This is a genomic window from Rhodococcus sp. Ni2 (assembly GCF_021352185.1).
GTDB lineage: Bacteria > Actinomycetota > Actinomycetes > Mycobacteriales > Mycobacteriaceae > Rhodococcus_F > Rhodococcus_F qingshengii.
Genome location: NZ_WOXZ01000001.1, coordinates 700,531 through 724,427, shown reverse-complemented (window position 1 = coordinate 724,427; position 23,897 = coordinate 700,531). Strand labels below are relative to the sequence as shown.

The 23,897-nt window shown below is 62.9% G+C and carries 22 protein-coding genes; 13 read left to right on the top strand and 9 right to left on the bottom strand.

The genetic code is table 11. The annotated features are described in order from the left end of the window. Window positions 1-5: 5 nt before the first annotated feature. The 4 genes from GN300_RS03395 (at window position 6) to GN300_RS03380 (ending at window position 5,324) form a co-directional block, all read left to right on the top strand. Window positions 6-1,055 carry an alpha-ketoacid dehydrogenase subunit beta gene (locus GN300_RS03395; protein WP_007733466.1) on the top strand — a complete coding sequence of 350 codons (1,050 nt, stop codon included), beginning with the start codon at window positions 6-8 and terminating at the stop codon, window positions 1,053-1,055. Between the two features lie 2 nt (window positions 1,056-1,057). Beyond that, complete coding sequence (locus GN300_RS03390; RefSeq protein WP_063315913.1) at window positions 1,058-2,575, top strand: 2-oxo acid dehydrogenase subunit E2; 1,518 nt, start codon at window positions 1,058-1,060, stop codon at window positions 2,573-2,575. 6 nt (window positions 2,576-2,581) lie between these two features. Further along, window positions 2,582-3,979 (top strand): dihydrolipoyl dehydrogenase, encoded by a 1,398-nt coding sequence (gene lpdA, locus GN300_RS03385; protein ID WP_063315914.1) that lies wholly within the window; start codon window positions 2,582-2,584, stop codon window positions 3,977-3,979. Between the two features lie 106 nt (window positions 3,980-4,085). Further along, a complete protein-coding gene (locus tag GN300_RS03380) occupies window positions 4,086-5,324 on the top strand; it encodes a helix-turn-helix domain-containing protein (RefSeq protein WP_054188867.1) in 1,239 nt (412 codons plus the stop codon). 10 nt (window positions 5,325-5,334) lie between these two features. Here GN300_RS03380 and GN300_RS03375 read toward each other — a convergent pair whose 3' ends face one another. After that, window positions 5,335-6,546, bottom strand: a complete 1,212-nt coding sequence (locus GN300_RS03375) for a low temperature requirement protein A (protein WP_054188866.1) — start codon at window positions 6,544-6,546, stop codon at window positions 5,335-5,337. Window positions 6,547-6,631: 85 nt separating this feature from the next. Here GN300_RS03375 and GN300_RS03370 point away from each other — a divergent pair, with 85 nt between their 5' ends. From GN300_RS03370 to GN300_RS03355, 4 genes are all read left to right on the top strand, one after another. Continuing rightward, window positions 6,632-7,441 (top strand): helix-turn-helix transcriptional regulator, encoded by an 810-nt coding sequence (locus GN300_RS03370; protein ID WP_007733461.1) that lies wholly within the window; start codon window positions 6,632-6,634, stop codon window positions 7,439-7,441. A 94-nt stretch (window positions 7,442-7,535) separates the two neighbouring features. After that, window positions 7,536-8,702 (top strand): LLM class flavin-dependent oxidoreductase, encoded by a 1,167-nt coding sequence (locus GN300_RS03365; RefSeq protein WP_063315915.1) that lies wholly within the window; start codon window positions 7,536-7,538, stop codon window positions 8,700-8,702. 49 nt (window positions 8,703-8,751) lie between these two features. Beyond that, entirely contained in the window at window positions 8,752-9,201 is a 450-nt protein-coding gene (locus GN300_RS03360; RefSeq protein WP_007733458.1) for a flavin reductase family protein, read from the top strand. Window positions 9,202-9,212: 11 nt separating this feature from the next. Then, the gene (locus GN300_RS03355) at window positions 9,213-9,503 is read left to right on the top strand and encodes a hypothetical protein (RefSeq protein WP_063315916.1); all 291 of its coding nucleotides are present in this window, start codon (window positions 9,213-9,215) and stop codon (window positions 9,501-9,503) included. Window positions 9,504-9,512: 9 nt separating this feature from the next. On the opposite strand, the gene GN300_RS03350 is transcribed toward GN300_RS03355, so the two are convergent. Beyond that, window positions 9,513-11,930 carry a lysylphosphatidylglycerol synthase transmembrane domain-containing protein gene (locus GN300_RS03350; protein WP_007733454.1) on the bottom strand — a complete coding sequence of 806 codons (2,418 nt, stop codon included), beginning with the start codon at window positions 11,928-11,930 and terminating at the stop codon, window positions 9,513-9,515. A 210-nt stretch (window positions 11,931-12,140) separates the two neighbouring features. On the opposite strand from GN300_RS03350, the gene ppk2 reads away from it, so the two are divergent. Next, the gene (gene ppk2, locus GN300_RS03345; RefSeq protein WP_003940295.1) at window positions 12,141-13,106 is read left to right on the top strand and encodes a polyphosphate kinase 2; all 966 of its coding nucleotides are present in this window, start codon (window positions 12,141-12,143) and stop codon (window positions 13,104-13,106) included. 13 nt (window positions 13,107-13,119) lie between these two features. Here the strand turns inward: ppk2 and mgrA are convergent, their stop codons facing one another. Continuing rightward, window positions 13,120-14,151, bottom strand: coding sequence for an L-glyceraldehyde 3-phosphate reductase (mgrA, locus tag GN300_RS03340; RefSeq protein WP_063316059.1), 1,032 nt, complete (start codon window positions 14,149-14,151; stop codon window positions 13,120-13,122). A 324-nt stretch (window positions 14,152-14,475) separates the two neighbouring features. On the opposite strand from mgrA, the gene GN300_RS03335 reads away from it, so the two are divergent. Beyond that, window positions 14,476-16,752: a bifunctional SulP family inorganic anion transporter/carbonic anhydrase gene (locus tag GN300_RS03335; protein WP_042451182.1), complete on the top strand. Its 2,277-nt coding sequence runs from the start codon at window positions 14,476-14,478 to the stop codon at window positions 16,750-16,752. A 5-nt stretch (window positions 16,753-16,757) separates the two neighbouring features. Here the strand turns inward: GN300_RS03335 and GN300_RS03330 are convergent, their stop codons facing one another. The 3 genes from GN300_RS03330 to GN300_RS03320 are packed head-to-tail and all read right to left on the bottom strand — an operon-like array spanning window position 16,758 to window position 19,418. After that, a complete protein-coding gene (locus tag GN300_RS03330) occupies window positions 16,758-18,101 on the bottom strand; it encodes a sensor histidine kinase KdpD (RefSeq protein ID WP_003939972.1) in 1,344 nt (447 codons plus the stop codon). Continuing rightward, window positions 18,098-18,802, bottom strand: a complete 705-nt coding sequence (locus tag GN300_RS03325; protein WP_003939853.1) for a response regulator transcription factor — start codon at window positions 18,800-18,802, stop codon at window positions 18,098-18,100. Before GN300_RS03325 ends, GN300_RS03330 begins: the two co-directional genes overlap by 4 nt. Window positions 18,803-18,842: 40 nt before the next feature. Then, window positions 18,843-19,418, bottom strand: a complete 576-nt coding sequence (locus GN300_RS03320) for a TetR/AcrR family transcriptional regulator (RefSeq protein ID WP_029256004.1) — start codon at window positions 19,416-19,418, stop codon at window positions 18,843-18,845. A gap of 89 nt (window positions 19,419-19,507) precedes the next feature. Between GN300_RS03320 and GN300_RS03315 the strand changes: the two genes are divergently transcribed. Next, a complete protein-coding gene (locus GN300_RS03315) occupies window positions 19,508-20,503 on the top strand; it encodes a hypothetical protein (RefSeq protein WP_063315917.1) in 996 nt (331 codons plus the stop codon). On the opposite strand, the gene GN300_RS03310 is transcribed toward GN300_RS03315, so the two are convergent. Continuing rightward, entirely contained in the window at window positions 20,500-20,877 is a 378-nt protein-coding gene (locus GN300_RS03310) for a DUF952 domain-containing protein (RefSeq protein ID WP_030535385.1), read from the bottom strand. The two genes, GN300_RS03315 and GN300_RS03310, sit on opposite strands and share 4 nt — an antisense overlap. A 76-nt stretch (window positions 20,878-20,953) precedes the next feature. Between GN300_RS03310 and GN300_RS03305 the strand changes: the two genes are divergently transcribed. Together GN300_RS03305 and GN300_RS03300 are read left to right on the top strand one after the other, a co-directional pair. Continuing rightward, complete coding sequence (locus tag GN300_RS03305; RefSeq protein ID WP_063315918.1) at window positions 20,954-21,541, top strand: TetR/AcrR family transcriptional regulator; 588 nt, start codon at window positions 20,954-20,956, stop codon at window positions 21,539-21,541. Between the two features lie 10 nt (window positions 21,542-21,551). Next, complete coding sequence (locus GN300_RS03300; protein ID WP_047270918.1) at window positions 21,552-22,898, top strand: deoxyribodipyrimidine photo-lyase; 1,347 nt, start codon at window positions 21,552-21,554, stop codon at window positions 22,896-22,898. Window positions 22,899-22,902: 4 nt separating this feature from the next. On the opposite strand, the gene GN300_RS03295 is transcribed toward GN300_RS03300, so the two are convergent. After that, window positions 22,903-23,271: a VOC family protein gene (locus GN300_RS03295; protein WP_063315919.1), complete on the bottom strand. Its 369-nt coding sequence runs from the start codon at window positions 23,269-23,271 to the stop codon at window positions 22,903-22,905. A gap of 156 nt (window positions 23,272-23,427) precedes the next feature. After that, complete coding sequence (locus GN300_RS03290) at window positions 23,428-23,874, bottom strand: hypothetical protein (RefSeq protein ID WP_047270917.1); 447 nt, start codon at window positions 23,872-23,874, stop codon at window positions 23,428-23,430. Between the last annotated feature and the right edge of the window lie 23 nt (window positions 23,875-23,897).

The window sequence follows — 23,897 nt, the reverse complement described above, 5'->3', positions numbered from 1 at the left end:
CCGAGATGACAAGCGTGGAAGCCGAGAACGTGTCGAAGAAGACCTACCGCGAGGCCGTCAAAGAGGCCATCGCCCAAGAAATGCAACGCGACCCGAGCGTCGTTCTCATCGGTGAGGACGTACGGGGTGGGCATGCCGGTACCAATCCCGATCTGGAGACGAAGAAGATCGAGGCATTTGGCGGTGTCCTGGGTGTCACCAAGGGATTGTGGACGGAGTTCGGATCGGAGCGTGTAATCGATACCCCGATCACCGAATCCGCGATCATCGGAATGGCTGCCGGAGCCGCACTGACCGGACTGAGGCCGGTCGCCGAGCTGATGTTCATGGACTTCTTCGGAGTCTCCTACGACGCGCTCTACAACCAGGCTGCCAAGTTCCGCTACATGTTCGGTGGCAAGGCCAGAACCCCGCTGGTGGTGCGAGGCATGATCGGCGCAGGGTTCTCCGCCGCTGCGCAGCACTCTCAGTCTCCGTACAACGTGTTCGCGGCGGTGCCTGGCCTGAAGGTAGTCGCTCCGTCCAACGCCTACGACGCCAAAGGCCTTCTCATCCAAGCCATCCGGGACGACGATCCCGTCGTCTTCTGTGAGCACAAGGTTCTCTACGACCTCAAGGACGAAGTGCCGGACGAGCCGTACGCGATTCCGTTCGGCGTCGCCAACTACACCAGGCAGGGCGACGACGTCACGATCATCGCGTTGTCCGCAATGGTGAACCGCGCCAACGACGTAGCAGACAAGCTGGCCGCCGAGGGTATTTCGGTCGAGGTTGTCGATCCTCGTACCGTCTCACCATTGGACGAGGACGGCATCCTCGAATCCGTCGCATCGACCGGACGCGTCGTGATCGTCGACGAATCCGCCGCCCGCTGCGGTTTCGGGCACGACGTAGCCGCGCTGATCGCCACCAAGGGATTCAACTACCTGAAAGCGCCGATCGAACTGATCACGCCGCCGCACACGCCGGTTCCGTTCTCCCCGACCCTCGAAACTGCCTGGCTGCCTGACGCGGCGCGCATCGAAGAGTCGGTTCGCAAGCTGGTGAGAGCCTGATCATGGCTGACATCAAAGCTATCGACATCCCCAAATGGGGGCTCTCCATGGAGGAGGGGTTGGTCAACGCGTGGCTCATCGAGGAAGGTGACTCGTTCACCAAGGGCCAGTTGATCTGTGAGATCGAGACCAGCAAGATCACCAACGAGCTGGAGGCGCCGTTCGACGGTGTTCTCCGCAAGATCGTCGGCACACCGGGGCAGACTCTGCCCGTCGGCGCCGTGATCGGTGTGTCCGCCGATGCGTCCGCGACGGATGCGGAGATCGAGCAGTTCCTCGCCGCCCGCGGCGCAACCGCGCCGGCGGAAGAGCCGGCACCGTCCCCAGCTGCTGCGCCGGCGGCTCCCGTGACACCTGCGGCTACACCGGCTGCGAAGGTGGTTGTTGCACCGAAACCTGCACCAACCGGTTCCACCGTCGTACCGAGCGTTCTGCAAAGCACGACGCAGGACGATGTGTTTGCGAGTCCTCGCGCACTCCGACGTGCGGAATCGCTCGGAATCGATCTCGCCGCCGTAGTGGGTACCGGTCCCCTCGGGCGGATCAGTGTCCGCGACATCGACGACGCGATTCGTGACGCCGGTGGCACTGTTGCGCCGGTAGTGCCGGCCGCGAGATCCGGCCTCCCGCTGCGATCGACCGCCGACGACAGTGCCGTGCCTGCCACCCCGGTCGCACGCAGAACTGCCCGATCACTGGGGGTCAACCTGCATGACTGTCGTCCGACGGGTTCGCGGGGGCGCGTCTGCGTCGCCGACGTGCACGACGCCGCTCGTTCCGCGCAGCTCCTGCCCGAGGCGGCGGCTGAGACCGAATCTGTTGCGGCCGAACCTGAGTACGACACAATTCCTTTCACCCCCATGCGATCGGCAATCGCCGGTAGGTTGCAGGCGTCCAAGCAGCAGGCACCCCATTTCCGGCTCACCGCAGACCTCGAGCTCGATGCGCTTCTCGCTCTGCGCAAGGAGATCAATTCGACCGTCCCGGCGGTCAAGCTGTCGGTCAACGACTTCATCGTGAAGGCTTGCGCCGCTGCACTGATGAAGGTGCCGGACGTGAACGTCCAGTTCGATGCCGCGAACGAATCGGTTCTTCGATTCGCGTCGGCGGATGTCTCGGTGGCAGTTGCACTTCCGACCGGCCTGATCACGCCCATCGTGCGTAGCGCGAATACCAAGTCGTTGGCGGACATCTCGGGTGAGGTGCTCTCGTTGGCCACCAAGGCGAAGACCGGCAAACTTCGTCCCGAAGAATTCCAGGGCGGAACCTTCACGGTGTCCAACCTCGGCATGTTCGGGATCAAGGCATTCGACGCGATCATCAATCCGCCCCAGGGAGCGATCCTTGCCGTAGGTGCGGGGGAGAAGCGCGCGGTGGTGGTCGGTGACAGTGTTTCTGCCCGGACCGTGATGACCGTGACCCTCTCGTGCGATCACCGGGTTATCGACGGAGCCCTGGGTGCGACCTTCCTTCGGGAGCTCCAGCGCTTTGTCGCTTCTCCCGCGCTGATGTTGGTGTAAGGGGCTGTGGTGGAAAACAATACGTCGCATCAGTACGACGTTCTTGTCATCGGTGGCGGCCCCGGTGGTTACGTGGCGGCGATCCGGGCTGCCCAGTTGGGGTTGAACGTCGCGCTGGTAGAACGTGATCGCCTCGGAGGTATCTGCCTCAACTGGGGTTGTATCCCCACCAAGGCGATGCTGCACGGCGCGGACGTCGCGCATACCTTGAGTGAACTCGACACATACGGATTCAGTTCGGCGTCTGTCCAGTTCGACATCTCGAAGTTGGTGTCGTTCAGCCGAGGGGTCTCGGAGAGGTTGTCCGGCGGTGTTGCCTATCTGATGAAGAAGAACGGCGTCGACGTCATCTCAGGCGCCGCGAAGTTGGTCGACAAAGGCGTCGTATCCGTGGGAGGACAGACGCATCGAGCCGACCACGTGATCATTGCAACCGGTGCCCGGCCGCGTTCGATTCCCGGCGTTGCCCCCGACGGTGATCGGGTGTGGACCTACTTCGACGCGCTCGTCCCGAAGGAACTGCCGAAGTCGCTGCTCGTGATCGGGTCCGGTGCGATCGGAGTCGAATTCGCCAGCCTGTACCGCGATCTCGGAACCGAGGTGACCATCGTCGAGATGGCACCACACATCATGCCGGTCGAGGACGAAGAGATCTCGGCCTTCGTTCGCAAGCAGTTCGAGAAGCGTGGCATCACGATTCACACCGGAGCCTCGGTGTCGGCGGTGACCGTCGGCGACGACGCCGTCCAGGTGAATGTGCAGACGAGCGACGGTGTCGAGTCGTTGACCGTGGACCGGGTGTTGGTGGCGGCCGGAATCACCGGCAACGTCGAGGATCTGGGGTTGGAGGCTCTGGGCGTCGAGATCGAGCGCGGTGCGATCGTCACCGACCAGTGGTGCCGTACCAGCGCTTTCGGGATCTATGCGATCGGTGACGTCGCGGGCGCTCCATGTCTGGCGCACAAGGCAAGCCACGAAGCTGTCCTGTGCGTCGAAAAGTTGGCAGGCGTGCCCGACGTTCATCCGCTCGATCGCGACTACGTTCCGGGGTGCACGTATGCCCGCCCACAGGTGGCGAGCCTGGGTCTGACGGAGAAGCAGTGCGCCGGTACTGGTCGCGCGCTGCGGGTCGGACACTTCGACCTGCAGGCGAACGGCAAGGCACTGGCGATCGGCGAGGCCGAAGGCTTCGTCAAGACGATCTTCGACGCCGATACCGGGGAACTTCTCGGCGCGCACATGGTCGGTCCGGATGTGACCGAGCAGATTCAGGGTTTCGGTATCGCTCGATCCCTCGAAGCCACCGGCGAGGATCTCGCCGAGGTCGTGTTTGCTCATCCGACGCTCTCGGAGGCAATGCACGAGTCTGTGCTCTCGGCGCTGGGGAGACCCCTCAACGCGTGAGCACCGTTCGCGTGCGTGAACGCCGTCCTTTCGTTCACGCACGCGAACAACTCTGCAACCGGGTGCAACGCTCGCTTTCGATGACCCCGTCACATAGGACTGGAGTGTGATCGGCGAAACGAATCGACTCGAACCGGCCCTGGCCAGTGGTGAAGACCCGGCGCAGTACGCACGTGTTCTCGAATCCGTCTACGAAGCAACGATGTCGGGACGCAAGCCGCCTGCGCGTCCGCGCTCCGTCATCGCGAATTCGTGGTCGCGTTTGCGTGCGCTCGGACTCGATCCGGACCGGTGCTCGATCACCGAGACGGGCCGCGAATCCGAGATCGAAGAAGGCAGACGCGCAGCCGGCATGGCGGAGATCTTCGACGAGGCGGTGCACGGTCTGGCACCACTCGTCGGCCCGGACGACGCGAATCTGATCGTGGTGGCGGACCGCTACGGACGTATCCTCTGGCGACACGGGTCCAGTCGAATGCTGGATCGGGCCGAACGGCTCGGGATGATCGAGGGTGCGTCGTGGACGGAGGAAGCTGTTGGTACCAACGGGATCGGCACTTCCTTGGCATCAGGTTCGGCAGTGCAGGTGTTCTCGGCCGAGCACTACTCGCGCTCGCAGCATCCGTGGACCTGCTCCGGGGCGACGGTTCGAGATCCGCGTAGTCGCCGGGCCATCGCCGTCGTGAACGTCGCCGGCGCAGCAGACACGGTCCACCCGTCGACTCTCGCTCTGGTGGACAGTGTGGCCAGGCTGGCGGAATCCGCACTGCGGGAGAAGCATCGAATCGGATTGGATCAGCTCCGGATGATCTCGGTATCGACGCTGGCTCGCGCGAGTCAGCCGACAGTGGTCGTGGACCGCAGTGGCTGGGTCGCGGCGGTGGACTCGATGGCGCCGATCTACAGAATCGCACTGCCGAAAGTGATGAGCAGCGGCGAGCATTGGCTCCCGTCGCTCGGACTATGTATGTGCGAGCCGCTTCCGGGTGGTTGGCTCGTCCGCCCTCAGATGGATCCGGCGTCCGGAACGGTTTGTGCCGAAGTCGAATTGGATGTGCAAGATCCGAATGCGATGGAATTGCGGTACTCCTCGGCAATGGGGAGCTGGAGCATCGACCTCAGCCCGCGCCATTCGCAGATCCTCGTGGCTCTGACACATGCGCCCGAGGGCCTCACGGCCTCGCAGCTCGCCTCACAGTTGTTCGGCGATCCACGCAAGACGGTGACCGTCCGGGCCGAGATGTCGAGGTTGCGTAAGCGATTGGCCGGAATCCTGTTGGCTCAGCCCTATCGCTTCGACCCGGCGGTGAGGGTAAAAACCGCCCCTGCTGTGCGCCTTTATTAACCGCGGGGGGTTAATAAAGGCGCACAGCAGAGCGGCGCGAACGCCGCACCTGCGCGTACTCGTAGCCGTTCTGCCAGGACACGGTGGCCACCAGCACCCAGATGATCCACGTGGCGCTCATGTGCGTGCCGACGATGCCCATGACGATGGGGATGGCGGTGCACGGGAGCGCCCAGCCGAGCAGCCACCGTCGGTCCGATCGCGCGAACAGCCCTGCCACCAGGCTGATTCCGAAATAGACTGCGATGCTTCCGCACAACAACCACCGCAGGTTCGCGGGCGTGTGCTCCGCGCCGTGTTCGGTTGCCGCTCCGAGCCCTGCGACCAGAACCGCGATAGCGCCGGTGGTGAAACAGTGCAGCGCCATGTCGATGCGAGCGGGAAACTTCTCGGCCTGCAGGTGCGGAACACCGGCGTGGCCGTAGAGAAGCGAGAGAGCCCACATGCCCGAGAGCAGGACAAACGATCCGACTGCGAGGCTGACCACCGTCGAGTCCCAGGTGAGCTTCGAGGCCGCAGAAATCACGAGGATCACACCCTCGCCCAGCACGATGATGACGTACAGGCCCAAGCGCTCGGCAAGGTGAGCCCGATCGGAGTGCAGGGCTTCGAGTTCGGGCATCCGGTCGTCCTTGAACCCCCGAACCTTGATGATGCGGTCGAGCTTTTCCTGCGCGTCTTCCATGATCGCGCTGCCGGAGACGACGAACATGATCAGCAGGTCGATGGTCACACCGGCGGTCCAGAGCCAGAACCGAGTTTCGCCCTCGAACCAGAACGAGACGATCCACGGGATCACACCGAGAGACATCTGGGCGATCGGCCAGTCCACGACTATCTGGCCGTTGTGCCACACCCGACTCGCCAGCAGACGTACGGCCACGTAGGCGACAGCGAAGGCCAGCGCATGGTTGTCGTGGATGCCGGCCACGGCTGCCATCATGACGGCCAGTCCGAACATGGCGATCAGCATGCTCGGGATCCGGACACGGTCACCGGCAACGTTGCCGTACATCGTGAACGTCGCCCACGCGGTCCAGAACGCGAGATAGAGCAACGCGTAGAGCGCGACATCCGACCACGACGGCGAACCGTGGAGCAGGTGAGCCAGCTGACCGATACCGGCAACCACGACGAGGTCGAAGAACAATTCGATCCATGACGCGTGTCGCTCGAGCACCGCCTTCTGCTTCGAGTCTGGTTCATTTCCGAGTTCCGACATACAGCTCAGTATCGGCTATCGGCATCAACAGTGCTGGTAGGCGGCGAAGTTGTCCGTTCTCTCGAAGTAATGCATATGCTGTCCGATGAGTGATCTGGATCATAGTTCGGGTGAGGTGGTCGACGTGCACGGTAGCGGTGACGTCGCTCTGTCCGCTGCGGACTACGACCGTGTCTTCGCTGTCTTCGACTACTGCTCGGCCGCGAGAACGCTCGATCAGCTCAAGGATCTCCTCATGGTCGCGCTCCATGATCACTACCGCTGTCCCAACACCACCTTCCTTGCCGGCCCGACCTTCACGACGGCTTTCGCCGACCCGGATCCGGTGACGACCGGGCGGATCACGCCGATCCTCGACGAGTACCAAGCGCACTGGTACCTCGACGACGTTTTTGCGACGGCGCAATCGCGGGCAACGCTGTTGGCATCTCCCGCCATCACGCACACTCAGTTGGCCGACGTCCCTTCACAGTCGGCGACGTACCTGCGAGATTTCCTCTATCGCAAACGCCTTCACAGCGCGTCGGTGATGCATCTCCAGTTGGCCCACGGCGGTCACGGTCTGGTGGGGATTTTCGATTCAGAAGGCAAGGATCTGTCGGGGCGCGACATCGTGGGCTTGGGCATTCTGGGCAAGCAATTGTCGCTGTTGTGTCAGACGCTGCCCGGGCAACGCGAGCCGGGATGGCGAGAGAAGCTGACGCCCCGGCAGATCGATCTCGCGGAGTTGTTGGCGGACGGCCATACCAACGACGAGATCGCGGTGATCCTGTCGCTGAGTCCGGACACGGTGAAGAAGTATGTAAGCCGCATCCTTGCTCTTCTGCGCGTTCGCAACCGTGCCGAGTTCGTGAAGTTGGTCTACGCGCAGAAACTTGCCGATCAACGCGCTTGAGATTGTCCACTTTCGTGCACTGTGACCGCGGTCACGGCACGGATAGCGTTTTCGGTGCACGGCCAGGAGTTGGCCCACAGCACTAGGAGAACTCATGAGTAGGCTTCGTTTCGGGTATTTCATGGCACCGTTCCACGTCCCCGGACGCAATCCCACCGCCGCACTGCAGCGTGATCTCGAACTGGTCGAGTACCTCGACCGGTTGGGCTACGACGAGGCGTGGTTCGGTGAGCATCACTCTGCCGGAAGCGAGATCATCGCGTCGCCGGAAATCATGATCGCTGCAGCCTCGCAGCGCGCACCTCGGATTCGTTTCGGCACGGGTGTCACGTCGTTGTCGTATCACAACCCGCTGTGGGCAGCGGATCGAATCATGCAGTTGGATCACCTGACTCAGGGGCGCACCATCTTCGGAGTCGGGCCCGGTTCGTTGCCCACCGACTCGGCGATGATCGGTCTGAACCCGACGGACACCCGAGAGTTGTTGCAGGAGAACCTCGACATCGTCGTGCGCCTTCTTCGTGGCGAGACGGTTTCCGCGAAGACACGAACCCACGAGCTGTACGACGCCAAGCTGCAGCTCGCTCCGTACTCGGAGAACGGCATCGAAATCACCGTGGCCGCAGTGGCCTCCCCGACAGGACCTCGCCTGGCCGGTACGCACGGTCTCGGTCTGCTCTCCATCGGAGCAACCTTGTCCGCCGACGGTTTCGACGCCTTGGGGCACCACTGGAATGTGATGGAGGAACGCGCTGAGGTCAACGGGACGACGGTGGATCGTCGGCAGTGGTCTCTTGCCGGACCTTTCCACATCGCCGAAACCGAGGCGGAAGCACGCAAGCAGGTCGAGTACGGCATCGAGGAGTGGTTCGACTATTTCCAGCACGTCGCGGCCTTCCCTCAGATGGCGGTCTCCGGTGCGCGTCTGAGCGAGATGATCGACTTCATCAACGAGGCCGGGATCGGTGTCATCGGCACACCGGAGCAGGCCAGACGTCAGGTACAACGGCTGTGGGACCAGTCCGGTGGTTTCGGCTGCATGCTGCAGATGGGTCACGATTGGGCGAACCCGCAGGACACCCGACGTTCGGCAGAGTTGTTCGCGCAGGAGGTCTTTCCGCACTTCCAAGGGCAGGCGCAGGCGACGCTCGACGCGGCAGCTCACGCGCGCGCTGTCAGGGGAGGGCATGCAAAGGCGCAACTCGACGCCGTCGACCACATGACGAAGAAGTACGCACAAGAGTTGGCAGACAAGGGCTGACATCGTGAATGTCCCACAGGGCAACCGGGCGTTGCGTTTTCGAGAAGCCATGGCGCACGTGTGCTCACCGGTCGCCGTCGTCACGGCAATGGACGGCGACCGGCCGCACGGCACGACGGTCAGCGCATTCATGTCGTTGTCGATGGACCCGCCGATGACCGCGGTGGCTCTGGATCGACAGTCGGAAGTTCTCGGCCTCATCGAAGGAACGCGGAGGTTCGCGATCAATGTCCTCGGGACCGCGCAAAGCTCACTGGCGGTTGCCTTTGCGAGGAAGGGCCGTGCGAAGTTCGACGGTGTCGAGTGGGCGGAGCATCTCGGTGTTCCGAGACTGCCGGACGTATCCATCTGGATCGCGTGCACCGTTGATGCCGTCGTGGACGGTGGTGATCACAAGATCGTGACAGGATCGGTGGACGAGGTCGAGCACCGCGAGTCGAATCCACTGACCTACCACCGGCGTGTATTCGGTACGCACGCACCGACGTCAGTGCTCTAGGAAGGAGAGCCATGTATGTACTGGTGGACGACGGCCGCGTCAGCATCCACGATGTGGACAACCTGAAGGACTTTCACGTCGAGGTGAGTGCCGACATCTCCGAAGCCGAACTGGACGAACTCTTGCGCCTTCAGGATTACGGATACGTCAGCGGTGGTAGTGCATTCATCTCGGTAGCCCGCGTTCGCGAGAGCACCACGGACGTCGAAGGTGTTGCCGCGATGGTCGACTACGCCCAGAGCAAAGGCTGGGTGGACGAGGACGGCGAAGCACTGCAGGCTCACGTCGTTCGCCAGAAGTAGCGGAACGGCTCAGACCATGTCGTTCTTCTGCAGCCATCGCAGCGTCGGCCAACCGCAGAACACCGGGAGCCAGCAGGTCAGCACTCGGTAGAGCAGGACCGACGGGACCGCGATGCTTGCCGGCAGTCCGAATGCGGACAGACCACCGATGAGGGCGGCCTCGACGGCTCCGACGCCACCCGGTGTCGGAGCCGCCGAGGCGAGCGTCCCACCGATCATCGTCACGATGGTGACGGTGATGAACGTCGTTCCGCCGCCGAATGCTTCGACGCTCGCCCACAGAGCCAGGGCGGCACCGAGAGTTGTTGCGGCGCTGCCGCCCACGATGATGAGGAAGCGCGTGGGATTTCGCGCGAGTTGGCTCAGTTCACCCAACACCTCGGTGATCTGAGGACGCAGATCGTCGCGCAGCCACCCACGGAGTTTCGGGATGAACATGAATGCACCGAGAACTCCGAGCGCGACGCCGCCCGCCAGGTACAGAACAGTGGATCCCGGGATGAAGTGCGAGAGGTTCGTATCACGTCCGGCGACGATCGAGAAGAAGATCAGCAAGCCGACGTGGGTGACCACCTGGACCGTCTGTTGCAGCGCGACTGCGGCCGTTGCACGGACGGTACCGAGCCCACCCTTCTGCAGGAACCGCACGCTCAGCGCGAGCCCGCCGACTCCGGCCGGAGTTGTCGTCGCCGCAAAGGTGTTGGCCACCTGCATGATCAAGAGGTTGCGGTAACTGACCATCGACGACGCACAGGCCCACAGGGCCGCTGCCGCGCCGACGTACGTCAGTGCGGAGACGCCGAGGCCGAGCAGTGCCCACCACCAGTTGGCCGTCTTCAGCTCGGTGATGAACGCGGGGACCTGGCTGATGAAGGGGTAGGCGACGTAGACCAGACCGATGAGCAGAACGAGCTGGATCAGCTGGTTGCGACTGAATCGGGTGACCTGTGCGGGAGCGACCTTTTCGATCCCGTTCTTGGCACCGACCTCGTCTCGGATCTCGGTCATCAGTTTCGCGGAATCCGTGACCGTCCGCCGAATTCGGTTGGGCAATGCAGCGGTGGTCAATCGGCCGGAGGCGGCGAGAATCGTGTCTGCGCCTTGCGCTCGAATCGCGGCGTCCACCGCTGCATCGACCCCGAACAATGATGCGGTGGCGAAGAGAAGTTGTGCGTTGTCGGACTGCATCTGAACTTCGGTGGCGCCGAATTCGGAGTACGCGTACCCGCCGAAGAGGATGGTTCCGCCTTCGACACGAATTTCGGAAGCGCGCAGGTCGCCGTGCGCCATCTGGTGCACGTGAGCGGTATGCAGTGTCTGCCACAGCGCGTCGATCAGTTTGGTGGATTCTTCCTCGCCCGCCTGGTTCTCGACGGCGACGGCAAGGGGGATGCCACGAGGACTCGGGCGCGCGTACATCTCCCACCCGCGATCGAGTACCGAGATTGCGACGGCCTTGGAACTGGCCAGACCGATGTCGGCGAACGCGATACCCATGAGCGCTCGGTGTTCGACGGCGCGACGAAGTGATCCGTAGGGCGGCGGAGTTTCACGGTTCCGGAACGAGATCCAACGGAACGTCTGTCGAATTGCTCCGCTGCTTCGCTGGTTCTGTCCGTACAACTCGACGACGAGTTCGTCGAAAGGTTCGTCGTCCGGTGCTTGGTCGATGGCTGCGGACATGACAAGAGGCCCGATTCCCGAGGGACTCACGACGCGGAACGCGGTGACGCGGTAACCGCGCCGCGCGAGTACGCGTACTGCCGAGTCCAACGGCACTTCGAGGGCAGGGGTGCCGACGGCGAGAACGATCACCGCGCCGATCAGGTAACCGACGGCGAGACCCAGCATCGATCGTGCGGGAACGATCGAGCTGACGATCAGATGGATGGGAGCGAAGAGCAGAAGCAGCGTCCACCAGGCTCGTCGCCACTTCTTCGGAAGCCACGGGCCCGAGACGGTGAGCACCGCCGCGAGCATCGCGATCCATCGCGGATCGTCGAGGAATTGAGACAGGAAGGTGGCGTCGAGTCGGTCCGGCACGTCGAGGTGCCATTTCGGTGCCGCCAGGCCTGTTCCGGTGAAGGACAGCGCGACACCGGCGCACAGGCCGGCGGCGGCGTATCCGGCCAGCAACTTCCACCGGCGCCCGACGATCAGGCCGATCAGGATGGCGAACGGTAGCGCCAGAATTGCGATGCCGTAGAGCAGGTACACAGTGTCGGACAGGCTCGGCGACAGAACACCGACGATGTTGGACACCGACGTTTCGAGCGCGTCCCACTGACTTCGAGTGATCAGAGATCCCGCGATCACGCCGCCGAGCAGCACAGCAGCGATCGCAACCCGCATGATGTCGCTCGTACGGCGGTGCAGTGGTGGCAGGAGGCTTCCCGTTACCGGGATCTCCCGTCCGTCTACTCGCATCTCGCCAGAACTCTCTTCTCTCGGGGTTACCGACCGTCTCAGTTACCTCGATCAAGGTACCGCGTGAGGGTTCGGCGACTGGGAAGCCGGACCTGTCGTTACCTCCTCGATGCCAAGCAACATTCTCTTCGGACCCGCGGGAGCGGGCTTCGGCGCGTAAAATTCACTTTCCGGACGTTCGTTCATTTCGACGACAGGGAGTGCGTATTCATGAGCCCCGACGCCAGCGGTGTGGACGGTCGGGTTCCTGACCTGCCGACCCCGTCGACCAGAATTTCCGTCACCGAGGATTACGCGGCCGAGATCGACGAGCTGTCGAGTCTCAAGCACAAGCTCGGCGTGCTGGAGCCTTCGGAGTTCGCGGATGCCTGGAAGCAGGGTTACCCCTACGAGAAGAAGATGTCGCGCCGCGAGTACGAGCGGAAGAAGCGGCGTCTGCAGATCGAGCTGCTCAAGCTGCAGTTGTGGGTCAAGGAAACCGGTCAGAAGGTGCTCATCATCTTCGAAGGTCGCGATGCTGCCGGTAAGGGCGGGTCGATCAAGAGATTCACCGAGCATCTCAATCCCCGTGGAGCCCGCGTGGTCGCGCTCGAGAAGCCCACCGACATCGAGCGGACGCAGTGGTATTTCCAACGCTATGTCGCACACCTACCCAGCGGCGGCGAGATAGTGATGATGGACCGGTCCTGGTACAACCGCGCCGGCGTCGAACGAGTGATGGGTTACTGCACGCCGACGCAGTATCTCGAGTTCATGAGAGAGACCCCGGACTTCGAGCGGATGCTCGTCAACTCCGGGATTCATCTGCACAAGCTGTGGTTCTCGGTCAGCCGCGAAGAGCAGTTGGCGCGGTTCGCGGCCCGCCGAACGGACCCGGTGCGTCAGTGGAAGCTCTCACCGACCGATCTGGCTTCGCTCGACAAGTGGGACGACTACACCCAGGCCAAGGAAGCCATGTTCTTCTACACCGATACCGGGGATGCGCCCTGGACGGTAATCAAGAGCAACGACAAGAAACGCGCTCGCCTCGAGGCGATGCGTCACGTGCTCGCCAGCTTCGACTATCCCAACAAGGATCACCGGGCTGTCGGTACTCCGGATCCCTTGATCGTCGGGCCGGCGTCGGCCGTATTCGAAGAGGGCGAGCACGTGAACGTGGAGTTGCCTCAGCTCTAGCGCAGGTGATCGCTCAGATCGAACTGGCCTCTGCCCACAGATTGATGCCGCTGTCCTTGGCGTGCTGATCTATGGAGGCCAGTTCGGCTGCGCTGAATTCGAGATTGTCGAGCGCGCCGACGTTGGCTTCGAGTTGGGCGACACTGGACGCACCGATCAGTACCGAGGTGACCCGCGAATCGCGGAGTGCCCAGCTCAGTGCCAGCTGAGCCAGCGACTGGCCGCGGTCTGCCGCGATGTCGTTGAGCGCGCGGATGTGGGTGAGAGCGTCGTCGGTCAACCACGACGGATCCAGTGACTTACCTTGAGCTGCACGGGAATCCTCGGGGACGCCGTTCAGATAGCGATCGGTGAGCATGCCTTGAGCGAGTGGTGAGAACGCGATGACGCCGACGCCGAGATCGTCGACAGCCGACAGCAGGTCCTGCTCTATCCAGCGGTTCAGCATCGAATAGCTCGGCTGGTGGATCAAGAGCGGAACCCCCGCAGCGGCGAGCAGTGCGGCGATTTCACGGGTGCGCTCCGGCGAGTACGAACTGATACCCGCGTACATGGCCTTGCCCTGCTGGACAGCGCTGATCAGGGCGCCTGCGGTCTCGTCGATCGGAGTTTCGGCGTCAGGGCGATGGCTGTAGAAGATGTCGACATAGTCGACGCCGAGTCGTCCGAGCGACTGATCGAGGGAAGACAGCAAATACTTGCGGGAACCACCGAATCCGTAGGGGCCGGGCCACATGTCCCAGCCGGCTTTGGACGAGATGACCAATTCCTCGCGGTACGAAGAGAAATCCTCACGCAGGATCCTGCCGAAGTTCGTCTCGGCGCTTCCGTACGGGGGTCCGTAGTTGTTCGCAAGATCGAAGTGGGTGATTCCGAGATCGAATGCCCGCCGCAGAACTGCGCGCTGGTTCTCGATCGGTACGTCGTCGCCGAAGTTGTGCCAGAGGCCCAGCGAGATGGCCGGGAGTTTGAGACCACTCCGACCGGTTCGGCGGTACGGCATGGCTTCGTAGCGGTCCTGCGCGGCGACGTACTGATCGGACATGGTGCCTGCCTTCACATCGTTGTGTTTGCGGTTGAGCGTTCACTCCCGACCATTATCGCCGACGGCGCTCAGGTGTGCCGGCCGCTGGAGGTGTGTCAGTCAAAATGCTTGCGGTTTAAAGCAATTCGATCGATCTTTTGGACCGATGTTCAGGTTCGAGTCACAGTGCCGGGCGGCGGTGACGTCGACCACGTCTGGGCTCGCATCTAAGGGAACGGTAAGGAATCGCGGTTACCATGGTCACAGTCGATCGGCGATACCGATCGCCGATTCGCTTCGAACATGTTGCCCAGCAGCCGGATCCGGGGTCCGGCGAGGAGATCTATGTCGACGCAGTCCGTAGTGCACGCACAATCATCCGCAGACGAGAGCGTCGTGGGGGATTCGTCTCCGCCGGGTGGTGGAAGCCGGCGATATCTCGAGCAACTGATCAGATACGACGTGCCGGCGTCGCTGGTCGTATTCCTGGTGGCGCTTCCCCTGTCATTGGGAATTGCGATCGCCTCCGGGGCGCCGATCATGGCAGGTCTGATCGCCGCAATCGTCGGCGGAGTGGTGGCCGGAGCTGTGGGAGGTTCACCGCTGCAAGTCAGTGGTCCCGCAGCCGGCCTGACCGTGGTGGTCGCCGAACTGATCGGCAAGTTCGGGTGGAAAGTCACCTGCCTGATCACCGTCGGCGCCGGAATTCTGCAGATCGTGTTCGGGCTCAGCCGAATTGCCCGTGCGGCGCTGGCTATTGCTCCAGTGGTGGTGCATGCGATGCTCGCCGGTATCGGCATCACCATTGCGCTACAACAGGTTCACGTGTTGTTGGGTGGAAGCTCGGCCAGCTCGGCGCTGGACAATCTACGGCAGTTGCCCGCACAGATCGGTGCCTTGCATGTCGAGGACCTGATGATCGGACTCGTCGTCATCGCCACCCTTCTCGGGTGGCGCTATCTCCCTGCCGGTGTCCGCAAGGTTCCGGCGGCGTTGGTGGGCATCGTATTGGCAACTCTCGCTTCGCTGGCGCTGCCGATCGACGTCGAGCGTATTGCTCTCGACGGATCTTTGCTGGACTCGATCGGACTCCCCGCTCTGCCCGACGGCCAGTGGCTCGGCGTCGCAACCGGCATCCTGACCATCGCCCTGATCGCCAGTGTGGAGAGTCTGCTCTCGGCCGTGGCCGTGGACAAGATGCACTCGGGCCCGCGGTCGAACTTCGATCGCGAGATGCTCGGCCAGGGCACCGCGAACATGGTGTCCGGGGCCATCGGCGGCCTTCCGGTCACCGGGGTGATCGTGCGCAGTGCGACCAATGTCGAGGCCGGGGCGAAGTCCCGCGCGTCGTCGATCATGCACGGCCTGTGGATTCTGCTGTTCTCGGCTGCGCTCGCCGGGTTGGTCCAGCAGATTCCGAAGTCTGCACTGGCCGGACTGTTGATTGTCATCGGTATTCAACTGGTCAAGCTGGCGCACATTCGGTTGGCGCGACGGACCGGTGATCTGTGGGTGTACGGCATCACGGTGGTCGGCGTCGTGTTCTTGAATCTGCTCGAGGGCGTCCTGATCGGGTTGGCGCTGGCCATCGCCCTCCTGGTGTGGCGTGTCATCCGCGCAACTGTCACCGCAGAAGAGTTGGGCGACAACGATTCCGGGAAGTGGCGCGTCCTGGTCGAAGGCTCGTGCACCTTCCTGGTGCTGCCCAAGCTGACGTCGGTGCTCGCCGGACTCCCACCGCGGTCGGACGTCACCGTCGAGCTGTCTGTCGACTTCCTCGACCATGCCGTCTTCGACGTCATCGAAGAGTGGGCGAGGCAGTACGAGTTGGCAGGTGGTTCGGTGGTCATCGACGAAGTCGGCTCGGTGAGTATGGAGAGCGCGACCACCGGTCCGCCGAAGCGCGGCGCCGCAGTCACCGACCTGCGCGGCTTGCTCGCGCCGTGGGGCAGTTGGCAACCACAGGCTTCGGGGAGGAATCTGAGCAGCCCGCCGGCCTTGCGGCCCATTCTCGACGGGGTGTCCAACTATCATCGCCATCGCGCCGAAGCGATACGGCCGCACATGGATCAGTTGCGCGACGGGCAGAACCCCGACTCTCTTTTCCTTACCTGCGCAGATTCGCGAGTGGTGCCGAACATCATCACGAGCAGTGGCCCCGGCGACCTGTTCACCGTGCGCAATGTCGGAAACCTGGTTCCTGCCGGCGGCCGCGATACGTCGGTGGAAGCGGCACTGGCCTTCGGGATCGACGAGTTGGGTGTCAGCTCGGTGGTCGTGTGCGGACATTCGGGCTGCGGCGCGATGCAAGCACTCCTGACGAACGGTTCGTCGGAATCGGGAGTCGTCGGGGAATGGCTGCGGCATGCGGAGACGAGCTTGCAGGCCTATACGAGTGGCCATCCGGTCGCGCGTGCTGCGGCCGAGGCAGGTTTCTCGGAGGTCGATCAGCTCGGAATGGTCAATGTCGCAGTCCAATTGCAGACTCTCGAACGCCATCCTCTCGTCGGTCAGGCCCGTGTGGATGGTCGCCTGCGTATCGCCGGACTGTTCTTCGACATCGGCTCGGCTCGGGTCATCGAAGTGACAGCGTCGGGGATCGGCCAGTTGATCGAGACCTGAAGGGGCTATTCGGGTCCGGGCTGATCCCTGAGTTCGACCAGCAGGCGAGCCCCGCCGAGTGGACTGTCGTGAAATGTCGTCCGTCCGCCGTGCAGGGCCGCCTGCTGCGCCACCAGCGCCAGGCCCAAACCGGAGCCTGTCTTGCCTGCCGTCGATCCGCGAGTGAAGCGCTCGAACACGCTCGAGCGTTCCTCGGCCGGTATTCCGCAACCGTTGTCGTCGATCGTGATCGTGACGGTGTCCGGTGAATCGGCCGGGCGAGCGAGGGTGATGCGCACCGCGCTCGCGCCGCCGTGGCGGACTGCATTGGTGATCGCGTTGTCGAGGATCAACCGGATTCCGCCGGGAAGGGCCCGGATGCAATAGGGGAGTGGGGAATCCACCGTGACGACGCCGACGTCGAGCCCAGGATGATGTCGGCGTGCGTCGTCGGCGGCGATGTCGCAGACCTCGGTCAAATCGGTGTCCTTGAAATCCTCGGCCGTCGAGAGTTCACCCTTCGCCAGGCGCTCGAGGTCTCTCAGAGTTGACTCGACGCGGCCCTGCGCGCGGGCCAGATCTGTGAGGATCTCGCGTCTTTGTTCGTGATCGAGGTCGTGAATGGACAACACTTCGATGTCGGTTCGCATTGCTGTCAACGGAGTTCGGAGTTCGTGAGCCGAGGCGGACGCAAAATCTCGGGCTGCGGCAAGGGCGGAGTTGGTTGCGGCTTGCGCTCGAGCGACGTCGCTGAGCATCGATTCTGCTGCTGCGGCAAGCTCGTCCGCTTCACGGATTCCGGAAACCTCGGTGGCGAGATCGGGATCGCGCCTGGCGATCCGGCGGGTCAACTCCACGAGGGGGCGCACCGCCGGGCCGCCGAACAACCATCCCAACGCAGCTGCGGCCGCTACGGCCCCGACGCCGAAGAACGCAACCTGTCGCTGTTGGTCGACTGTGATGTCTCGCGCTTCGGCATAGGGAACCGCCAGCGAGACAAGGGCATTGATCCCGTCGGCCTCGGCGGTATATGCTCGGTACTTCGTACCGTCCACGTCGACGGTCGCCGAGCCGACCGGTAGTTCGGGCAGTCGCGTCGGGGTACTGGATTTGACGGTTCCGTCGGTGTCGGAGCGGATGGTCACGGAAAAGGCGCCGCCGTCTCCGAACGCGCCGAGAAAAGGTCCCGCTGTAGCCGCATTGGCCACGATGACCGTCGATGCCGTCTCCAATCGACGGTCCAACTGCGCCAAATTGTTTCGTGCGATAGCCAGTGCAACGACCACACCGAGTGCGATGACGATGAACGTCGCCCCCAGTGCCGCGGCCGCGGCAACGCGAGTTCGTAGTGAGAAGCGGCGACGCTTCACGGGTTCTCCCGAAGCACGAACCCGACGCCGCGAACGGTATGCAGCAGACGAGGTGAACCGCCGGATTCGAACTTTCGACGCAGATAGCCGATGAAGACGTCCACGACGTTCGTGTCGGCGACGAAGTCGTAGCCCCACACCAGTTCGAGGAGACGTTCGCGAGTGAGCACGATGCCGGAATTGTGTGCGAGCACTTCGAGTAGCTCGAATTCGCGTTTGGTGAGCGGTACTTCCTTGCCGTCGACACGAACCCGGCGACCGGAGAGATCGATGTCGAGGTTTCCGACCCGCAGGGTATTCGTACCCTCGGAGTGATCGCCGGCCGGAGTGTTGCTGCGACGGAGCATTGCGCGGATCCGGGCAACCAGTTCGGCAAGAACAAACGGTTTGACCATGTAGTCGTCTGCACCGGATTCGAGTCCGGCGATGCGATCGTCGACCGAGTTGCGCGCACTGAGCACGCAGATCGGGATTTCGTTGCCGGCGGCACGAAGCGCCGTCACCACACCGGTGCCGTCGAGCACCGGCATGTTGATGTCGAGGACTACCGCGTCCGGTCGCTTGTCGGAGATCACTCGGAGCGCGTCGGCGCCGTCCACCGCCGTCAGTACGGTGAATCCCGAGAGCCGCAATCCGCGTTCGAGTGAGGTCAGGACGTCTGCGTCGTCGTCGACTACGAGGATTTTCGGTATCTCGGTCACAGCCCCATTGTGCCTTGCCTGGTACGTCGGGTTTCGCCGATCAGACCGGCAAGTCGGTACCGTCCGGACGCAGACCGGCCATGAACACCGCGACCAACCGCGGGACCAGGTTCGGCATGGCCTCGTCGGACAACTCGATTTGCGGGCGCGTCAGTTTGGCCAGAGCCATGACGAATTCGAGCGGTTGCAGATCGGCGCGAACCAGTCCGGCGCTCTGAGCGGCGCCGATCGTCGCGGTCATCTTCGTTTTCGTCACCTCACGCACCGCCAGAACTTCGGGCGCCAGCTCGGTGAAACTGCGTTCCACCAGTGCAGGAATGAGCGCACCCAGGCGCAGTTCCACGAGGCGGTCCACCAGCGTGTGCCACGCGTTTGTGGGATCGGTGGACATTGCCGTGAGTGCGATGTCGGCAGCCTCGCGGACATCGGTCAGTGTTGCGACGGCGACGGCGGTCACGAGGTCCTCGCGCGTCGGAAAGTTCCGATACAGCGTGGCGATGCCCACTTTCGCGAGTTCTGCGACTGCGTCGAGGGGCGCGTCGTGCCCGCGCTCAGTGAACACCGCTCGTGCGGCGTCGACTATTGCGTTTCTGCGTTCACGTGCATCGGCTCGCACATCCACCTCCGGTATTGACAGTTCATCATAACCGGAGGAATATCTTCCACAAATAGTGGAGGAAAAACTTCCACTTAGGGTGGGTAGTTATGAACGCCGAAGTCGAAGCACAGGACCGCAAGAAGTTGGTGGCTGTGGTGTTGGGCTTGTCCGCCGTGATCGGGCTGATGCTGCTTGCCTTCGTACTGCCCTCGGTCAACAGTGGCCCGCACGAACTGAAGTTGGGCATCACCGGTCCAGCTGCGGCAACCGAACAGATCAGCACCTCGCTCGAGGCGAGTAAGCAAGGCGCCTTCGATACTCGAGAATTCGCCGACGCCGACGCCCTGCGTGACGCGATTCGGAATCGCGACGTGGTCGGCGGAATCGCCGTTGATGCCAACGGTCCTCACGTGTTGATCGCGACTGCAGGCGGAACCCCGATCGCCCAGACCCTGACCGGGGTGGCCAACGGCCTCTCGGAGGCCTCGGGGGCAAAGGTGCCCGTCGAAGACGTTGTGCCGCTGACTGCGGACGACCCGACCGGTGCTGGGCTCACGGCATTGGCCTTGCCCTTGGTGTTCGGCGGAATCATGCCCGCTGTTGTTCTCGTGCAACTGTTTCCGCGCAGCATCGTCAAACGAGTGTTGGGCGCTGCCGGCGTCGCGGTGGTCGCGGGTTTTGCACTGACTGCCATTCTGCAGTTCGGCACCAACAGTCTTGACGGAAACTACCTGCTCACCGCGCTCACACTCGCCGTTGGTATTTCGGCCATCTCGCTTCCCATTTTGGGGCTCGAATCCCTGCTCGGGATGAAGGGGTTCGCGTTGGGCGCCGTCACGATGATGTTCATCGGAAACCCACTCTCGGGGATGGCGACAACTGCCGCGTGGTTGCCCGCGGGTTGGGGCGCTTTGGGGCAGCTGCTCCCACCTGGCGCCGCAGGTGCATCCGTCCGTTCGATGGCGTTCTTCGACGGCCATGGCGCCACCACGCCACTTCTGGTGCTGGTGTGCTGGATTGCCGTCGGGATCGCGCTGTGCGTGGCTGCCGGCCGGAAGAAGGCGTCGGCGCCGGTTATCGAACCGGAGGCCGCGCTGGTCTAGCCGGCGCAGCTTGCGTACGGGGTCAGGTCGGGAATCGGCCAGACCCCGTCAACGCGTTCCACGGCCAGTTCGGCGACCACGGTGTCCTCGTCCATCGGTAGAGGTCGGAGGATTCGGGGCTTTTCCGCCTCCCATTCGACGTCGATGCCCGCGGAGGTCAGGGCGTCCTGATCGATGACGGCGACGACCAGCGGCAATGTGAGGTCGCCGAACACCAGATCGAGCACCGAAGTGAGTGCGTCCGGGGTCGTTGCGCGAATGAATCCTGCCTCGTCGTAACTGATTCCGCGCGTCGAGACCTCGTACTCACCGAAACGCTTGCATGCTTCCCAGTCGTCGGCGATAGCGACGTGGACGAGTCGTTGTCCGGTCATGCAGTGCTCCTGTAGTATTCGGATTAATGAAACGTCAACGTAGCATTAATTTACCGGCACGGTAACAGGGGACTTGATGGAGCAACCGCGCAGACGTGGGAGAACCAGTGACGCCGAGCGCGCCGAACGACGCAACGAGATTCTCGACGTCGCTGTCGACTCGTTTCGAGATGTCGGGTTCGCCCGAACTACCATCGAGGGCATTGCCACGGTGGCCGGCGTCGCCAAGCGCACCGTGTACAGCTACTTCGGCGACAAGTCTGCGGTCTTTGCAGCTGCGGTTGCGCGTCAGCACGCGTACGTCGAGAATACCGGCGAGGGCCAGTCCGACCTGCTCGCCGCTGCAGTGGACATCGTCATCGCCCTGCACAGCGACAACTCGATTGCGCTGCACCGCATGATGATCGGCGAGGCCGTGCAGTTCCCTGAATTGGCCGCAGCGTTCTACGAATCCGGCCCGGCCAAGTCGATTGCCTTTCTGGAGAAGATTTTGATCGATCAGCAGGGTCAGAAGGCTGCGCTGTGCGCGGATCAGTTGTACACCTTGCTGCTCGGGGAGGAGCACCGGCGGCGACTGCTCGGGCTCACCTCCGAACCGACAGCCGAAAGAGCGGCGCAACTGGCGGCCCGTGCGGTGGGATGCGTTCTGAGATCTGATCGGTAGGCTCGACTGGGTGAGTAACTCTGTGATCTGGTTTCGACGCGATCTGAGGGTCGGTGATCTTCCGACTCTGACTGCAGCGGCGGATGCCGGCGGACAGACGTTGGGTTTGTTCGTCCTCGACGAGAAGTTGCTCGGACCGGCAGGCTCACCCCGCCAGAATCAACTGTTCGCCAACTTGTCGGCACTCGACAACCAGCTAGACGGACGATTGATGGTTGTTCGAGGTGATCCGGCAGACGTGGTGCCCCGCGTGGCGGAATCCGTTGGCGCCGAAGAAGTTCACATCAGTGCCGACTACGGGCCCTACGGCCGACGGCGCGACGCGGCCGTGGCCGAGAAGGTGGAGTTGATCGCCACCGGGTCACCATATGCCGTGGCGCCCGGACGCGTCACCAAGGCGGACGGTGATCCGTACAAGGTGTTCACGCCGTACTTCCGTCAGTGGATGGAACATGGTTGGCGGGGCCCCGCGTCGACCGATGCGGGGACGGTCCGTTGGTTCGATCCGAGCGAGAAGGACGGTGGCCCGCGCCGGGTGAGTATCCCCGCGCCGTCCGGCACCGTCAGCGATGTCGTCGGTGAGGCCGGTGCGCTCGAACAGTGGAAAGAATACTGCGAGAACGATCTTGACCGGTACGACGACGAACGAAATCGACCCGACCTCGACACCACGAGTCGGATGTCGATCCCGCTCAAGTACGGCACGATTCATCCGAGAACCATGTTGGCAGATCTCTCCAAGCGACTCGGAGACGGCGCTCAGGCGTACCGTCGCCAGCTTGCTTGGCGAGACTTCTACGCAGACATCCTGTTTCAGCGCCCCGACAGCGCGCGGAAGAACTACGACGACAAGTTCGACCGTTTACGTCACGACGGGGGAGTCGACGCAGACGCCGCCTTCACGGCCTGGTGTGAAGGCAAGACCGGCTTCCCGATCGTGGATGCCGGCATGCGGCAACTCGCCGCCGAGAACTGGATGCACAATCGGGTCCGAATGATCGTCGCGTCATTCCTGGTGAAGGACCTGCACATTCCGTGGTGGCGCGGCGCACGGTACTTCATGTCGCAACTGGTGGACGGTGACTTGGCCTCCAATCAGCACGGGTGGCAGTGGACTGCCGGGTCGGGTACGGATGCTTCGCCCTTCTTCCGCGTCTTCAACCCGATCACGCAAGGGGAGAAGTTCGATCCCGACGGCACATACGTCCGTCGGTGGGTCCCCGAACTTCGCGATGTTCCCGGGAAGGCCGTCCACTCGTTGAAGGCGATGCGCCCAGTCGACTACCCGGACCCGATAGTCGATCACGCGCACGAGCGTGAGGAAGCCTTGCGCCGGTACGGCGAGATCAAAGGCTGAGTGCTCAGTGATCTGCGGGCGCTACGCGGACGCGGTTTCCGTCCAGATCTGAAATGACAAACGTCAGACCGAAGACATCTTCGCTGGGTTCTTCGACGACCTCGACTCCCTTGGCCACCCACTCGTCGTGGATCGCCCGAATTTCGTTGCTCCCGCCGTCGACCAAGATGCCGACTTCGAAATTGCGCGGTGTCGCGGGATCGAGGTCGCGGGACTTGCCGCTCCACAGTGCAAGGACCACACCGCCGCCGAGGTCGAAGGTCATGTACCGAGGGCTGAGGACCTCAGGCTTCGCGTCGAACAATTCGCCGTAGAACGCTGCTGCGGAGGCGGCATCGCTGACGTAGATCAGAAACTGGTTGGGTAGTCGCACTGTGGTTTTCCCTCTCCCGTTGATTTTCGGGCCACCGGCAACGGGGCGTGTGCCTGGTCGTGCGGGGCTGCGTTCAACAATCCCCGCGCGCCGGACGAATGTCCAAGAACAAGTGCGTCTGAGAGGCAGATGGATTACTTATGACGACTGCCGCAGTCACACCACACTGAGGTGGTACCCGACGCTCAGGTTCGGGTAGTAGCCGTCGATGTAGCTCGAGATGAAGTAGTGATCAGGGTCGGTGGTGCGAGTTCCGTCGGTGTCGAACTGCGGATAGTCGTTGGCCATGAAGACTGCTTGTCCGCCGTCGGGAGTGGAATAGACGACGTCGACCGTCAGGCCGCGCGGGTCCTGGTTGTATGCCGTGACGATCTCGGTCTCGTGAGGCGCGAGCGACTGGCGTGGGCTCTGCATCCACTGTCCGTAGGGGTTGTCGGCGCCTTCGAGATGAATTGTCTGTTCGGTGTCGTTGCTGATCGTCATCGTGATGCTGTTGCCGGTTGTGGGAAGGGTTCCGGCACTGGCGATTCCGCTCAATCCCAAAGTGAGGGCGCCGGCGGCCAGAGCTGTGATTGCGGCAACTACGTAGCGTGGGTTCGTCATCGTCGGTGTCCTTTGTCCGGGTG